The sequence below is a fragment of the Marilutibacter chinensis genome (genome assembly GCF_021725675.1).
GTDB classification, from domain to species: Bacteria; Pseudomonadota; Gammaproteobacteria; order Xanthomonadales; family Xanthomonadaceae; genus Marilutibacter; species Marilutibacter chinensis.
The window spans coordinates 140750-156396 of sequence record NZ_JAKJPO010000009.1; the positions used below are offsets into that span (position 1 = coordinate 140750).

The following is a 15647-nucleotide window of genomic DNA, read 5'->3' on the forward strand; positions in this document are numbered from 1 at the left end:
GTCTCAGCGCGCGGCGGCGTCCGCCTCCACCGGCGCCGCCGCGGCCGGCACCAGGCTGACCCGGTCGACCACCCACATCGTCGGACGGGTATCGCCGCTGACCCGGATGCACAGGTCCTGGCGGCCGCCGGCCTGCGCGAGTGGCGCGTCGATTTCGACGAAGCCGTCGGCATCGGGTGCGGCCGGCATCGGCACCGTCGCCAGCGGCATGCCGTCGCAACCGCCGCCGTGCACCAGCAGTTCTCCGTGGGCGCTGCGCGCCGGCTCGAAGCGGCGGTGCGGTTCGTCGTGGGCGAGCTGGAAGTAATAGGGAATCCGCCCCAGTCGCACTTTCAGCGCGCCGATGCCATCCAGGTCGGCGTCGTTCCACTGCCAGCACGGGTAGAAGATGGTGACGTTGAAGATCGCACGTTCGCCGTCCGCCGGGCCGTCGTCCTCGAGCCGCAGCAGAAGCCGGCCGACATCCGGGCAGGTCGCCAGCTGCTCGTCGCTACGGGTCAGCAGCGAGGCGGCATCGAATGCGAACGCCTGCGGTTCCGCCAGCGGCCGGCCGTCGAAGAACGCGGCCGCCTTCACCTCCACCGGCAGCGGCTGCTGCAAGGGCGCCCGGTACAACGGCGAAGCCGCGTCCGGCGCGCTGCCATCGGTGGTGTAGCGGATCTCGTAGCCCAGCGGATTGTCCAGCTCGATCGTCGCGGTACCCGCGGCGCGGTCGTCGTCGGCGACGGCCTGCACCTGGAACGGCGTCTTCGCGTAGCCGATGTCGAGCCGCCGGTACCGCTGCAGCTGCACCGGCAGGCGGCGGCGGAAGTCATCCCAGTCCTTGTCCGCGGCCGGGGTCCAGCCGGTCTCGGCGACCGCGGCCAGGCGCGGAAACAGGTTGTGCTCCAGGCGCGCGTCGAAGCGGGTGTGCTCGGTCCACATGTTCGCCTGCAGGCCGAGGATATGGCGACGCTGCCCGGCCTCCAGCGCATCCGGCACCGGCTCGAACGCATACACCTCGTCGACGGTGATCGTCGCCGGACGTCCCGGCGGCTCGTCCGGCGAACCGGTCTGCAGGTAGTCCAGGTACAGGTCCGAGGACGGCGACATCACCACGTCGTGACCCTTGCGCGCGGCCTCGATGCCGCCTTCGATGCCGCGCCACGACATCACCGTCGCGCTCGCCGGCAGCTCCGCCTCGAGGATCTCGTCCCAGCCGATCAGGCGCTTGCCGTGGCCGGCGAGGAACTTCTCCAGCCGCTCGACCATCAGCCCCTGCATCGCCATCTCGTCCTTCGCCCCGAGCTCGCGCATGCGCGCCTGCACCCGCGCCGACGCCTGCCACTGGTCCTTGACCGCCTCGTCGCCGCCGATGTGCACGTACTCACCGGGAAACAGCGCGATCATCTCGGTCAGCACGTTTTCGAGGAAGACCATCGTCGCTTCCTCGGTGTTGAACAGGTTCTCGAACACGCCCCACTCGCCGACCGGCTTCAGCGCGCGGTCGGTCGTGCCCAGCTCGGGATAGGCGGCGATCGCCGCGGTCGCGTGGCCGGGGATGTCCAGCTCCGGCACCACGGTGATGTGGCGCTCGGCGGCGTAGGCGACGACCTCGCGGATCTGATCCTGGGTGTAGAAGCCGCAGTACGGCCGCGGCGCTCCGGTGGCTGGATCGATGCCGCCGTCGCCGGCCGGGATGCGGCAGGCGCCGACCTCGGTCAGCTTCGGGTAGCGCTTGATCTCGATCCGCCAGCCCTGGTCGTCGGTCAGGTGCCAGTGGAAGGTGTTGAGCTTGTGCAGCGCCATCGCGTCGAGCAGTTTCCTGATCTCCTCCACGCTCTGGAAATGCCGCGCCGAATCGAGCATGAAGCCGCGCCAGCCGAAGCGCGGCGCGTCGTCGATCCGCATCGCCGCGATCGCGATGCCGTCAGGGCCGTCGCCGTCACCGGCATTCGCGGTGGCCAGCTGCCACAGGGTGACCGCGCCGTAGAACAGGCCGGCGCTGTCGCCGGCGATCACTTCCACGCCATCGGGGCCGGCCTCCAGCGTATAGGCCTCCGGCGAGGCGGCGTCGAATGCCGGATCGAGCCGGAAGTGGATCGCACCGTCGACCGGTTCGCCGACACCGATCTCCGGCACCGGCAGGCCGCTGGTCTGCAGGAAACCGGCGAACTGCCGCGCGACCGCTTCGGCGGCGGCGTCTGCAGCGAGCACCGGTGTCGCTGCCGTGAAGCGGAACACGCCAGGCGCCGGCTGCAGCCGCGCCGGCTTCGGGATCAGCGCGCCATCCGCAACCGGTGCCTCGCTTGCCGCCGTTCCTGCCGCGCCCGCCCCGCCTGCTGCGCGCTCGCCGCAACCGGCCAGCAGCGCCAGCATGATGCCGGCCAGCAGCCAGCGGTATCGGGAATGGGTTCTCGACAGGGTCATCGCTTCGGTTCCGTCGTTGGGGTTGCGTGTCGGCATCTTCGGCTGGATCCGCGGCCGGCGCAGCCTCCCCGCAGAGGCCGCCGCCGTCCATCCGGAAACGCGGCGTGCCAGGGCGGTCGCGCTCGCGGGGAGCGGGATCCCGCTCCGCCTCACGCTTCCGCCGCATACCAGACAGGCGCCCCCGCACAGTTGCCTGAAAAACGGCGGGCCCGCGCCATCCGGGCCCGCCGGGGGTCAAGCATCTGGCGGTCGCGCGGTTGCCCGCGCGCCGTCAGCCGTCGTGGATCAGTAGTTGAACCTGAAGTTCAGGTAGTACTGGCGGCCGTTGGCGTACATCGCGTACGGGAGCACGCCGACCGCACTCTCGGTGTAGTACGAATAGGTCGGGTCGTTGAGGTTCAGGCCGTCGAGCGTCAACGACATCGCGTCGTTGATCTTCCAGCCCACCGAGGCCGAGAGCGTGCCGAAATCGTCCTGGTAGAACGCATCGGTGCGGCTCACGCCGGCATAGAACGCTTCGCGGAAGGTGTAGGCCACCCGCGCGCTGAACCTGTCGTTCTCGAAGTACGCCGACAGGTTGTAGGTGTTGCGCGAAGCGCCATTGAGCGGCTTGCCGTCGTCGGTTTCGCCGTCAGCGAAGGTGTAGTTGGCGGACACGCCGAACCATTCGCCGATCGGCTGCTGGTAGGTGATCTCGTAGCCCTTCAGGGTACCGTCGGTGTTGACCGGGATCGAGACCAGGTAGTCCGAGTAGACGTCGGTGCCGGCATCCTGGCTGGCCTGCTGGTCCTTGTACTGGATGGTCTGGTTGCCGAAGGTGATGTAGTCCTTCAGGTCCATGTGGAACACGCTGAACGCCAACAGCGCGCGCGGCGCGAAGTACCACTCGATCGAGCCGTCGAGGTTGGTCGACAGCAGTGGATCGAGCTTGGGGTTGCCGCCGCTGCCGGTGTGGGTCAGATCGTCCAGCGACAGCGATCCGGCCAGCGCCGAGAAGTCCGGACGGGTCATCGTCCGCGATGCGGCGAAGCGCAGGATCAGGTCGTCGCGCAGGTCGAACTTGACGTTGGCGCTGGGCAGCAGCTTGCTGTAGTCGTTGTTCTCGCTGACCGGCAGGTAGTCGCCGAACGCCGAGCCGGTGATCGCGCCCGGTACGCCGGAGTTGATCGGCAGCGCCTGGGTGTAGCTGATGTCGCTGTCGGTCCTGACGTAGCGCAGGCCGACGTTGCCGCTCCAGCCGTCGCCGTCGAAGTTGGCCTGGACGTAGGCGGCCGCGTTCTTCTCCTTCACCCCGTAGACGTCGGAGAAGTAGAAGCGTTCCGGATAGTTGCGGTTGGCGAACTCCTCGTTGATCCGCGCCAGCTGCTCGGGGGTGTAGTACCAGATGCCGCCCGGGAAGCTGCCGCCCAGCGCATCGCCGAAGTCGCCGGGATAGAAGCCGCCGCCGGTCGGATAGTTGGCGATGTTGGTCCAGTCGGTGGCCCAGTTCGGGCCCTGGGCGATCTCGTAATCGTTGCTGCGCTCGTGCTCGGCGTAGCGGACGCCGAAGTCCAGCGAGGCGAGGACGCCTTCGGTGCGGAACAGCGAGCCGTCGACCGCGAACCAGTCCTCCTTGTCGAGCACGTCGATGCCCTGGCCGCCGAAGATCCATCCGAAATCCGGACGATGGGTCGCCGCGGTGTTGTTGCCGCCGAGGTTCCAGTCGATCGCGTTGTCGATGCCGTGCATCGACCAGCTGGCACCGCCGTTCGGGGCCAGGCCGGTCTCGAGCACGTCCTGGACCGGGCTGCGGCCGTTGCCCTTGGTGGTGCCGGCCTGGAAGCTGAATTCCAGATTGTCGGTCGCCTTCCAGTCGGCGTCGAGGGTCAGGTACTTGGATTCCGAACTGGCGCCCGGACGCGAGATCATGTCGTAGACGCCGTACGGAACGACGTTGTCGGGGTCATTGACCGCCGGGTACACCGCGTGGGTCAGCACGCCGTTTTCGATCGTGTAGCCCGGCTCGGGTGCCCGTGTATTGGCGAACTGGCTGGTCCACATCATGAAGTTGCGGTTGTAGTTGTCGGCTTCCAGCTTGGAGTAGAAGCCGCTCAACCCCAGTTCGAGGTTGTCGGTCGGCCGGAACTGCACGTCGATCACGCCGCCCTTGCGCTCGCGCTCCTGCTCGAACAGCACCGCGCCGAGCAGGTTCGGATAGAGCACGCCGGCGAGGTCGGGATTGGTCTGCGTCACCGGCGCGTCGTAAGCGATCTGCCCATAGCCGCCGACCACTTCCTGGCCGTCGCGGCGCAGGTGGCGCTTCTGGTAGAAGGCCTGGACCAGCACGCCGAGGTTGTCGGCGTCGTTCTTCCAGTTCAGCAGCGCGCTGACCTGCGGGTCGGTCTCGCCGGCGAGGTCGGAATGCACCGCGCCCACCGATCCGCTGATCGTCAGCGGATCGCTGTACTGCAGCGGCTTGCGGGTGATGATGTTGACCGAGCCGGCGGTGCCGCCTTCGACCAGCTTGGCCTCGGAGGACTTGTGCACGACCACCTGGTCGACGATCTCGGCCGGGAACAGCGAGTAGCTGACGCTGCGGCCGACGTTGGCGACCTGGCTGAGCACGAACCAGTCGCCGGTGCCGACGGCGTGGCCGTTCACCAGGGTCTGGGTCAGGCTCGGGTTGGTGCCGCGCAGGCTGACCCGGTCGGCCTCGTCGAAGCCGCCCTCGGTCGCGCTGGACGAGCTGATGTTCACGCCCGGCAACTGCTGCAGGGCGTCGGCGACGTTCTTGGCCGGCAGCTTGCCGATGTCCTCGGCGCTCACCGCCTCGACGTGGGTCGCGGCTTCGCGCTTGGTGTCGAGCGACTTCTCCAGGCTGCCGCGGATGCCGACCACCACGATCGCGTCCAGGTCGGTCGCCTCGTCGGCGGGCGGAGCGGCGGGGGCGGCGTCCTGGGCGGCCGCGGTGCCGGTGATGGTCAGCGCGGCGAGGATGCCCGCCGCCAACAGGGTTCTGCGAAGCTCGGTCTTGCGAAGTGTATTGGCCATTGCTCTCTCTCCCTCGGGTCGTATCCGGCGGGGCGGCCCTTTCTGTGCAGGGCTCGCACCGCCTGATTCATGGCGCCCGACCGGCAGCGGCCGGACGGGCGATGCGGTTCAGGCGATCGGTTCAGTCCCCATGTCCGTGCTCCAGGTACCAGTTGGCGGCGCCGATCACGCCGAGCCGGTCGTTCTCGATCAGGCGCACCGGCAGCCGCTCCAGCACCGGCCGCATCGCGCCCTTGTCGCGCAGACGCGCCAGGAACCGGCTGTCGGCGAGGAAATCCTTCAGCTGCGGCACGATGCCGCCGGCGATGAACACCGACCTGGCGCCGCTGACCACGGCCAGGTCGCCGATCACGCTGCCGAGCAGGCCGCAGAAGGTCAGCACCGCTTCGCGCGCGGTCGCGTCGCCATCGCGCGCGGCGGCACTGATCGAGGCCGGATCCCGCGCCGGCGCCTCGCGGCCGTCGATCGCGCACAACGCCTGATGGAGGTTGGCCAGGCCCGGGCCGGACACCAGGTCCTCGGTCGGCACGTGTTGGTCGCGCCGCTGCAGCCAGCGCAGGATCTCGATCTCGCGCGCCGAGCCCGGCGCGAACGCCGCATGGCCGGCCTCGGTCGGCAGCACCACGGTGCCGCCGCGGTGCGGCACCCGGACCGCGGCGCCGAGGCCGGTGCCCGGACCGACCACCAGCACCGGGCCGGGCTCGCCATCGGGCACGTCCGGGGTCAGCAGGGTCGCCTCGGCCGGATCCATGCACTGCGCCGCGTGAGCGGCGGCCTGGAAGTCGTTGATGAAGTGCACCCGCTGCAGGCCGAGCGCCTCGCGCAGCCCGGCGCCGGACACCCGCCAGCTCAGGTTGGCGTTGACCACGACGTCGTCGAGCATGACGCCGGCGCAGGCGATCGCGACACTGTGCAGACGGCCGCCTCCCCCCGGTATCCCGGCGATGAAGTCGGCCAGGATCGCGGCCAGGTCCGGATAGTCGGCGCAGACGTATTTGCGGTGCGCGAGCACCGCGATCGGCGATTCGCCCGGCCCGCCGGCACGCACCAGGCCGACCCGGGTATGGGTACCGCCGACGTCGGCGGCGATGAAACGGGCGTTGGCGTCGGGCACCAGGCGCTGGGCAGCCGTCATGCGACCGCCTCCCGGCCGCCGATGCGCGCTGCGCAGGTCGTCGCGCGCAATGCACGCAGCCGCCACGGCCCGTCCACACACTCCCCTTCCATCCTGCCTCCGTCGGTCCCCACCGCTTGGGTCGGCCGAGACTGCGATAGTCTTGACAACGATGTCAAGTGCTGGGACAAAAATCCCCTTCAGCGCACGAAATCCTGTCACGAAACGCTTATTTTGCTGCATCGCAACACACCGCAGCGCGCAAAAAAGTCCTACAAATCAATGGCGGTGCCGGCCACTGGCTTGACGGACAAAGTTGTGACACCGTGCGGTCAACACACCGGCGATCCGCCGGCCGAACCGGAGGGGAGTCCGTTCCATGTCGTCCACCACGCCCGCTACACCCGCCGTCGCCGGCAACGGCCACGCGCGCAGCCAGCTCGGCTCGATCGCGATCGTCGGCCTGCTGTTCTTCCTGTTCGGCTTCGTCACCTGGCTCAACGGACCGCTGATCGGTTTCGCCAAGCTCGCCTTCGACGTCAGCGAGTCGGCCGCGTTCCTGATCCCGTTCGCGTTCTACATCTCCTACTTCTTCCTCGCGCTGCCGTCGTCGCTGATCCTGAAGAAGACCGGGATGAAGAAAGGCATGGCGCTGGGCCTGTTCGCGATGGCGATCGGCGCGATGGTGTTCGGCCAGTTCACCACCCAGCGCTACTATCCCGGCGCGGTGACCGGCATCTTCGTGATCGGCACCGGCCTGGCGATCCTGCAGACCGCGGTCAATCCGTACATCTCGATCCTCGGCCCGATCGAGAGCGCGGCCCAGCGCATCGCGGTGATGGGCATCTGCAACAAGCTCGCCGGCATCCTCGCGCCGCTGGTGCTGGGTGCGCTGGTGCTGCACGGGATGGGCGACCTGGCCTCGCAGGTGGCCGCCGCGGACCCGGCGGCCAAGGACGCCCTGCTGGACGAGTTCGCCTCGCGCATCCACGACCCGTACATGGTGATGGCCGGGCTGATGGCGCTGATCGCGGTCGGCATCCTGTTCTCGCCGCTGCCGGAAATCCGTGCCGAAGAGGCCAACGCCGAGGCCAATGCCGGCGGCCGCAGCCTGTTCCAGTACCCGCACCTGTGGCTCGGCGCGGCCTGCCTGTTCGCCTACGTCGGCGTGGAGGTGATGGCCGGCGACGCGATCGGCATCTACGGCGAATCGCTCGGGCTGCCGCTCGACCACACCAAGTTCTTCACCTCGCTGACCCTCGGCGGCATGCTCGCCGGCTACCTGGTCGGCCTGGTCACGATTCCGCGCTACATCTCGCAGGAGCGTTACCTGGCGGTATCGGCGGTACTGGGCGTGGCGTTCACGATCGGCGCCTTCCTGACCCGCGGCTACCTGTCGGTCGGTTTCGTCGCCCTGCTCGGCTTCGCCAACGCGATGATGTGGCCGGCGATCTTCCCGCTGGCGATCCGCGGCCTCGGCCGGCTGACCGAGTACGGTTCGGCGATCATGATCATGGGCATCGCGGGCGGCGCGGTGATCCCGCAGTTGTTCGCCCATTTCAAACAGAGCCACGACTTCCAGTGGGTGTTCCTGCTGCTGATGGTGCCGTGCTACCTGTACATCCTGTACTTCGCCGCCCGCGGCCATCGTGCCGGATCGGGGCGCGGTTGAGGCGGGGAGACGCGGCGCTTGCGCCTCGCGGCGTCGCGGTTACGCTAGCGGCTTGATGACATGACCGAGGTGGCGGTGCGCCGACCCACGATCAAAGACGTCGCCGAGCGTGCCGAGGTCTCGCTGAAGACCGTTTCGCGGGTGATCAACGACGAGCCGGGCGTGCGTGCGCGCACCCGCGAGCGGGTCAACCAGGCGATCGCCGAGCTCGGCTACCGGCCCGACCCGTCCGCCCGCAGCCTGCGCAGCGCCCAGCCGTATGCCTTGGGCGTGGTCTACGACAATCCGAACCCCTACTACATCATCGCGGTGCAGAACGGCGTGCTGTCGGCGTGCCGCGAGACCGGCTACGGTCTGCAGATCCATCCCTGCGACGCGTCCTCGCCGGTGCTGGCCGCGGACCTGATCGATCTGGTCCAGGGTGCGCGGCTGGCCGGGCTGGTGCTGGCGCCGCCGATGTCCGAGCAGATGCCGCTGGTCAACGAGCTGGTCGAGCAGGGCATCAAGCTGGTCCGGATCGTCTCCGCCGCAGCGGACCCGCACGATGGCGCACCCTGCGTATGGGTCGACGACCACGACGCCGCCTACGACATCACCGAGCACCTGATCCAGCTCGGTCACCAGCGCATCGGCTTCCTCTGGGGCGGCACCTCGCACCGCTCCAGCTGGGAGCGCTACAAGGGCTATTCCAAGGCACTGGCCGACTACGGCATCGCCGAGGACGAGAACCTGGTGCTGCCGGGAGACTACTCGTTCGACGACGGCTTCCGCGGCGCACGCCGGCTGCTGTCGCTGCCGGAACCGCCGACCGCAATCTTCGGCAGCAACGACGAGATCGCCGCCGGCGTGCTGGCGGCAGCGCGTTCGAGCGGGCTCAACGTGCCCTACGACCTGTCGATCGCCGGTTTCGAGGACAGCCCGTTCTCCAAGCAGTCGTGGCCGCCGCTGACCACCGCCAGCCAGGCGACCGAGGCGATCGCCCGACACGCTGCGTACCGGCTGATCGCCGAGCTGCGCCGCGAGGCCCATCCGCAGGCCGAGGCGCCTGCGAACGAGGGCTTCAGCCCGGTGCTGGTGGTGCGCGGCTCGACCGCGCCGCCGCGGCCCAGGGACTGAAGCCGGCGCCGGCGACAGCCAGTACCGCGGCCGGCTCCAGCGCGGCGGACCTGCGCGCGCTTCGGCGAAGCCGCGACCAATGCTGTCCCGGCCGTCGCCGCGGGCGCCCCGATCCTGCGGCTCGCGGCAGGCGCGAATGCCCTCCCTTCGGCGATCCGGCGGCCGATGGCTGCATCGGGGCCGCGGCCGCGAAGCCGTCGTTCAGATCGCCTCGTCCGCCTTGCGTGAAGGCCGCAGCCGCCACCATGCGAACAGCGCCGCGACGGCCGGGATGCCGAACACAAGGACCAGGAACGGCAACTCGTCGGACACGCTGTAGCCGGCCTCGATCACGCCCACCCCCATGTTGACCAGGGCCGCGACCAGCCAGACCGGGATGAACCACAACGCCGCGCGCCGGGTCGCGCCGGCGGCACGCAGCGCCCACAGCCGTCCGGTCAGCAGAAACAGACCGAGCACCGCCAGCCCGGCCAGGATCATCAGGATCGTGTGCATGCGAGTCCCCTCGTTGGCTGCCTACCTGCCGATGATGCCGCCGGCGCGTGCAGGATGTGTAGCGGCCGCCGGAAGGGGCCTGGCAGCAGCGCCGTGAGCCGTGGTTCCCGGCTGTGCCCAGGCATCCCGAGGTCTGCTGCGCAACCCCCGGGGCCCGCCGTTGCGCCTTCCTATCCCCATTCGCACCTTTGGCGCGAATCGCCTCCCGGACCCAGGAGTCTGTATTCCGCGGTTGCAGGAGCGGCGCAAGCCGCGACCTGCCTGCCCATGAAGGCCCGATCGCGGCCTGCGCGACTCCTGTAGCGCCAAGACCGACGATCGGGTCCAGGCCGGCGATGGCGCTCAGCCGGCGCGCAGTGCCGCCGCCTCGCGGGCGAGCCGCTCGATGCCGGCCCAGTCGCCGGCACGCATCAGTCCGGCCGGGGTGACCCACGAACCGCCGACGCAGGCGACATTGGGCGTGGCGAGATAGTCGACGGCGTTACCCAGGCCGATACCGCCGGTCGCGCAGAAACGGATCTCCGGCAGCGGGCCGTGCAGGCTGCGCAGCAGCGCGGTGCCGCCGGCGGCCTCGGCGGGAAAGAACTTCTGGAAGCCGAAGCCCTGCTCGGCCAGGGTCATCGCTTCCGACGCGGTCGCCGCACCGGGCAGCCAGCCGACCGCATGACCGCGCGCGGCGGCGACCAGGTCCGGACTGGCGCCGGGCGAGACGGCGAAGCGCGCACCGGCCTTCGCCGAAGCATCGAGATCGGCCGGGCGGCGCACGGTACCGGTACCGACGATCGCGTCGGGCACCTGGTCGGCGATCGCGCGTACCGCCTCCAGCGCGGCGGCGGTACGCAGGGTGACCTCGATCACCGGCAGGCCGCCGGCGACCAGCGCGCGCGCCAGCGGTACCGCATGGGCGGGATCCTCGATGACGACCACCGGGATCACCGGGGCCAGGTGCAGCACTTTCTCGATCAGGGTCATCAGTTGCTCCGGTTGTCGTTGCTGCCGTGCGGACCGGCGAAAGGATCAGCCGCGGAATGCGCGGATGGGCACGGATCGAACAGGTACATCGTCGGGCACGCGGGACACGGCCCGCCGGGTCTTCAGGGAAGTTCCGAGCACCGCGCGTCGCCTCCAGCCATGAAGCCGTCGGGCGAGAGGAAATGGGCGGCGGCTTGCCTGCGCGTTCTTTTTCTCTGTCTTGCAAGGAGTTGCATCGGAACGGCTCTCTCCGCGACCCGAACAGTCAGACGATGGTGGCGTCGAACGCGCTGGCGCCGCGGGTGGCGGGGCCGGCCGCGCGGCGGAACAGGTCGAACAGCTCGCGGCCCATTCCGCTGTGGTGGGCGGCGAGGTCGGCGCTGACGATCTCGCGCGCGGCGAAAGTCTCCGCGTCGACCAGCGCCTCGAGGGTGCCGGCGCCGGCGTCGAGACGGACCACGTCGCCGTCGCGCAGGCGCGCGAGCGGTCCGCCGTCGGCCGCCTCGGGGCTGACGTGGATCGCCGCCGGCACCTGGCCGGACGCGCCGGACATGCGGCCGTCGGTGACCAGCGCGACCCGGTGGCCACGCTTCTGCAGCACGCCGAGTGTCGGCGTCAGCTGGTGCAGCTCGGGCATGCCGTTGGCCTGCGGTCCCTGGAAGCGCACCACCACGATCACGTCGCGGTCGAGTTCGCCGCGCTCGAACGCCTGCTTCACCTCGACCTGCTCGCTGAAGATCCGGCACGGCGCCTCGATCAGCTGGCGGTCGTCGGGCACTGCCGAGATCTTGATCGCACCGGTGCCGAGGTTGCCGCGCAGCACGCGCAGGCCGCCATCGCGACGGAACGGATCAGCGGCCGGACGCAGAACCGCGGTGTCGGCGCTGACCACGGCGGCCGGGGCGTAGGCGAGGCCGCCGGCCTCGTCCAGCCGGGCCTCGACCCGGTAACGCGCCAGGCCCGGACCGGCCACGGTCTCGACGTCGCCGTGCAGCAGGCCGGCGTCGAGCAGTTCGCCGATCAAGAAGGCGATCCCGCCGGCGGCGTGGAAGTGGTTCACGTCGGCGCTGCCGTTCGGATACACCCGCGCCAGCAGCGGCACCACCGAAGACAGCGCATCGAAGTCCTCCAGCCGCAGCACGATGCCGGCGGCCGCGGCGATCGCGATGATGTGCAGCAGGTGGTTGGTCGAGCCGCCGGTCGCATGCAGGCCGATCACGCCGTTGACGATCGCGCGCTCGTCGACGATCCGTCCGATCGGACGGTAGTCGTCGCCCAGCGCGGTGATCGCGGCAGCGCGGCGGGCGGCCTCGGCGGTGAACGCATCGCGCAGCGGCGTGTTCGGGTTGACGAAGCTGGCACCGGGCAGATGCAGGCCCATGATCTCCATCAGCATCTGGTTGGAGTTGGCAGTGCCGTAGAACGTGCACGTGCCGGGCGCGTGGTAGCTCGCGGCCTCGGCCTCGAGCAGCTCCTCGCGGGTCGCCTTGCCCTCGGCATAGCGCTGGCGCACCCGCGACTTCTCGTCGTTGGGGATGCCCGAGGGCATCGGTCCGCCGGGGACGAAGATCGCCGGCAGGTGACCGAAGCTCAACGCGCCGATCATCAGTCCCGGCACGATCTTGTCGCAGATGCCCAGGTACAGGGCCGCGTCGAACATGTCGTGCGACAGCGCCACCGCGGTCGAGAGCGCGATCACGTCGCGCGAGAACAGGCTCAGCTCCATGCCTTCGCGGCCCTGGGTGACGCCGTCGCACATCGCCGGCACGCCGCCGGCCACCTGTGCGGTCGCGCCGACGCCGCGGGCGGCGTTCTTGATCAGGAACGGGAAACGCTCGAACGGCTGGTGCGCCGAGAGCATGTCGTTATAGGCGGTGACGATGCCGATGTTCGGCGAGGCGGTGCCGCGCAGCGCATCCTTGTCGGCCGGGCCGCAGGCGGCGAAGCCGTGGGCGAGGTTGCCGCAGGACAGCCGGGCGCGGTGGGGGCCGCGTCCGGCGGCGGCGTCGATGCGCGCCAGATAGGCGGCGCGGGACGCGCGGCTGCGCTCGCGGATGCGCTCGGTGACCTCGGCGATGATCGGATTCAGCTTGCTCATGATGCCTCTTGCTTGCCTGGACGCCCCGCCGCGGACGGCGGAGGGTTTGGGTGGCGCGGCCCCAGCGTTGGCGCCGTGGTTTTCGCAGGAGCGGCGCAAGCCGCGATCGAGTCCGCCGGTAGAGCCTCATCGCGGCTTGCGCCGCTCCTACGGGTTCAACATGCCGGCCGGGTAGGCGGGACGCATCCGGGCGCCCTCATGTCTCCCGGGTGCGGCCGGCGGCCTTGCCCGGGCTACGGAGCTGTTGCGACCGATCGCCATCACGGGCTCCAGTACAGATCGGGCGGCTTCGGTGCGCCGGCCAGCACCGCACGCACCGGCAGCGGCGAACGCGGGTCCAGCGCGGCGCCGTCGAGCACCGTCCGTTTCTTCGCACCTTCGATGTGCAGGTACAGCGAAGGCGCAGTGAAGATCGCGCTCAGGGTCAGGGTCATCCGCGGCTCCGGCGCGTTGGCCGTGCGCACCGCCAGCGCCGGCGCACGGCCGCGCGGATCGAGCCCGATCTCACGCAGGCCCGGCCGGTCCGCGCCCAGGTCGGGGAACAGCGATGCGACGTGACCGTCCTCGCCCATCCCGAGCACGACCACGTCCAGCGGCAGCGCCTCGTGGGCGATCCGGCCGAGCACCGGCAGCAACGCCGCTTCGGGAGTCGGCAGAGGCCGGTACAGCGGCATGAAGCGCGCCTGCGCCGCATCACCCTGCAGCAGGGTTTCGCGCAGCAGCCGTTCGTTGGAGCGTTCGTGCTGCGGCGGCACCCAGCGGTCGTCGACCGGCAGCACGGTCACCCGAGGCCAGTCGACGGCCAGCTTCGACAGTCGGGTCAGGAATGCGCGCGGTGTCGAACCGCCGGACAGCGCGATGCGGGCACTGCCATGGCGCGCGATCGCGGCACTCAGGTCGGCGGCGACGGCCTGGGCCAGCGCCGCGGCCAGTTCGGCGCCGTCGGCGAATTCGTGGGTATGCATCGGCAGCGGCATCGGTTCGATCACCCTCAGTTCGGCGCGCGTGGCGTCATGGAACCTCCGCTCGGACGGGAGGTTTCGCGCGCCGTGGAGGGCGCGCTCGCGGACCGGGCACGCGCGCGCCTGATCCGTCGGCAGCAAGGTCAGCCGCGGCCTGGACTTGCGGCGCCTGGACGGTTCCGCGACGGAAGCGTCCAGACCTTCGTCACTGGGCATCCTCATGCCAGGTCCTCCCGTCGCGTTCGATCAGCGCCACCGCGGCGCTCGGCCCCCAGCCGCCGGCGGTGTACGGCTTGGGCGCGTCGTGGCTGGCCTCCCAGGCGACGCGGATCGGGTCGATCCAGTGCCAGGCGGCGTCGACCTCGTCGCGGCGCATGAACAACATCGGATTGCCGCGCACCACGTCCATCAGCAGGCGTTCGTAGGCATCCGGCTGGCGGCCGCCGAAGGTCTCGGCGAAGCTCAGGTCCATCGCGACCTCGCGCATGCGCATGCCGCCCGGACCCGGCACCTTGTTCATCAGCCACAGCTTCACGCCCTCGTCGGGCTGCAATCGGATCACCAGCTTGTTCGGCGCCAGTGGACTGGCGCTGCCATCGGCGGGGTCGCCGAAGATCGAGTGCGGCACCCGGCGGAAGGTCACCACGATCTCGCTCATTCGTTCGGCCAGGCGCTTGCCGGTGCGCAGGTAGAACGGGACCCCGGCCCAGCGCCAGTTCTGCACCTCGGCCTTGATCGAGACGAAGGTCTCGGTGTTCGACGGTTCGCCCAGCTCGTCGAGATAGCCGGGCACCGCGCGCCCCTCGACCGCGCCGGCACGGTATTGGCCGCGCACGGTCAGCTGGGCGGCGTTGCCGTTGCCGATCGGACGCAGCGCGCGCAGTACCTTGAGCTTCTCGTCGCGGATCGCATCGGCGGCAAGCGAGGCCGGCGGCTCCATCGCGACCAGGCACAGCAGCTGCAGCAGGTGGTTCTGGACCATGTCGCGCAGCGCGCCGGAACGGTCGTAGTAGGCGGCCCGGCCCTCGACGCCGACGGTCTCGGCGACGGTGATCTGCACGTGGTCGATGTGTTCGGCCTTCCACAGCGGCTCGAACAATGCATTGCCGAATCGCAGCGCGGTCAGGTTCTGCACCGTCTCCTTGCCGAGGTAGTGGTCGATGCGGAACACCTGCGACTCGTCGAACACCCGGCCCAGCGCCTCGTTGATCACCTGCGCGCTTGCGCTGTCCTTGCCGATCGGCTTCTCCACCACCACCCGGGTCCCGGCGCCGGCCAGGCCGACCGCATCAAGGCGGTCGGCGACATTGGCGAACAGCGAGGGCCCGACCGCGAGGTAGAACACGCGCACGCGGTCCGGGCTGTTGCCGATCTCGGCAGCGAATGCCGGCCAGCTTTCTTCGCTGGCGAGGTCGAGCTGACGGTAGTGCAGCAGGGCGAGGAAGGCGTCGACCGCCTCGGCCACGCGTGGATCGGCGGCGGCGATGTCGGCGACCGCCTCGCGCACGCGCTCGCGCCAGGCCTCGTCGCTGCGGCTGTCGCGGGCGACGCCGTAGATGCGCGTGCCCGGGCCGATCTGGCCGTCGACGAACCGGTGCAGCAGCGCCGGCAGCAGCTTGCGCATGGCCAGGTCGCCGGTGCCGCCGAAGATCACCAGGTCGAACGGGGCCATCGGGACAACCGGAACGGGAGGCGGGGCGTGCAGGGTCATGGTCGGGCTCGTCGATGCGGTGGGGCGCGGGTGGACTGGTCTGGTTCTGATGGTGGCTTCCGGCTTCA

General features: G+C 70.0%; 10 protein-coding genes. 2 read left to right on the forward strand and 8 right to left on the reverse strand.

Going from position 1 to position 15647, the window contains the following annotated elements:
• Positions 1 to 3: 3 nt before the first annotated feature.
• The 3 genes from L3V18_RS14135 to L3V18_RS14145 form a co-directional block, all read right to left on the reverse strand.
• On the reverse strand, positions 4 to 2409 hold the full coding sequence (locus L3V18_RS14135; RefSeq protein WP_237055901.1) for a family 20 glycosylhydrolase: 2406 nt from the start codon (positions 2407 to 2409) through the stop codon (positions 4 to 6).
• Positions 2410 to 2694: 285 nt separating this feature from the next.
• Positions 2695 to 5439, reverse strand: a complete 2745-nt coding sequence (locus L3V18_RS14140; protein WP_237055903.1) for a TonB-dependent receptor — start codon at positions 5437 to 5439, stop codon at positions 2695 to 2697.
• A gap of 121 nt (positions 5440 to 5560) precedes the next feature.
• Complete coding sequence (locus tag L3V18_RS14145; protein WP_237055905.1) at positions 5561 to 6574, reverse strand: glucokinase; 1014 nt, start codon at positions 6572 to 6574, stop codon at positions 5561 to 5563.
• 358 nt (positions 6575 to 6932) lie between these two features.
• On the opposite strand from L3V18_RS14145, the gene L3V18_RS14150 reads away from it, so the two are divergent.
• Both L3V18_RS14150 and L3V18_RS14155 read left to right on the forward strand, forming a co-directional pair.
• Complete coding sequence (locus L3V18_RS14150) at positions 6933 to 8225, forward strand: sugar MFS transporter (protein WP_237055907.1); 1293 nt, start codon at positions 6933 to 6935, stop codon at positions 8223 to 8225.
• Positions 8226 to 8300: 75 nt separating this feature from the next.
• Complete coding sequence (locus L3V18_RS14155; protein WP_237055965.1) at positions 8301 to 9341, forward strand: LacI family DNA-binding transcriptional regulator; 1041 nt, start codon at positions 8301 to 8303, stop codon at positions 9339 to 9341.
• 201 nt (positions 9342 to 9542) lie between these two features.
• On the opposite strand, the gene L3V18_RS14160 is transcribed toward L3V18_RS14155, so the two are convergent.
• From L3V18_RS14160 to zwf, 5 genes are all read right to left on the reverse strand, one after another.
• A complete protein-coding gene (locus L3V18_RS14160; protein ID WP_237055910.1) occupies positions 9543 to 9836 on the reverse strand; it encodes a hypothetical protein in 294 nt (97 codons plus the stop codon).
• 342 nt (positions 9837 to 10178) lie between these two features.
• Complete coding sequence (gene eda / locus L3V18_RS14165; protein ID WP_237055912.1) at positions 10179 to 10808, reverse strand: bifunctional 4-hydroxy-2-oxoglutarate aldolase/2-dehydro-3-deoxy-phosphogluconate aldolase; 630 nt, start codon at positions 10806 to 10808, stop codon at positions 10179 to 10181.
• Positions 10809 to 11073: 265 nt separating this feature from the next.
• The gene (gene edd, locus L3V18_RS14170; protein ID WP_237055914.1) at positions 11074 to 12906 is read right to left on the reverse strand and encodes a phosphogluconate dehydratase; all 1833 of its coding nucleotides are present in this window, start codon (positions 12904 to 12906) and stop codon (positions 11074 to 11076) included.
• A 260-nt stretch (positions 12907 to 13166) separates the two neighbouring features.
• Positions 13167 to 14090: a 6-phosphogluconolactonase gene (gene pgl, locus L3V18_RS14175; protein WP_237055915.1), complete on the reverse strand. Its 924-nt coding sequence runs from the start codon at positions 14088 to 14090 to the stop codon at positions 13167 to 13169.
• On the reverse strand, positions 14074 to 15540 hold the full coding sequence (zwf, locus tag L3V18_RS14180) for a glucose-6-phosphate dehydrogenase (RefSeq protein WP_237055916.1): 1467 nt from the start codon (positions 15538 to 15540) through the stop codon (positions 14074 to 14076). Before zwf ends, pgl begins: the two co-directional genes overlap by 17 nt.
• Positions 15541 to 15647 lie beyond the last annotated feature (107 nt).